The sequence below is a fragment of the Streptomyces sp. ATLC9 genome (genome assembly GCF_057196705.1).
In genome coordinates this window covers 1-223 of sequence record NZ_JBXUOY010000662.1, presented here as the reverse complement: position 1 = coordinate 223, position 223 = coordinate 1, and the positions used below count along the sequence as shown (strand labels likewise).

Below are 223 nucleotides of genomic sequence, written 5' to 3'. Positions count from 1 at the left end.
CACGAGCGGCGCGACCGTACCCGCCTCGCCCAGGCCCAGCGGCAGCTGGCCCGCAAGGCCAAGGGCGACGGCACCAACCGGGCCAAGGCACGCCGGAAGGCTGCCGAGGTCCACGCCCGCATCACCGACCGCAGGCGTGACCACCTGCACAAGCTCACCACTCGGCTCGTTCGTGAAAACCAAACGATCGTGATCGAGGACCTCACCGTCCGGAACATGGTGA

The 223-nt window shown here is 68.6% G+C and carries 1 protein-coding gene; it reads left to right on the top strand.

Translation table 11 applies throughout. The annotated features are described in order from the left end of the window. Window positions 1-223 (top strand): transposase (locus AC2CJA_RS27545; protein WP_484605316.1); only part of this gene is annotated, 223 nt, incomplete at both ends.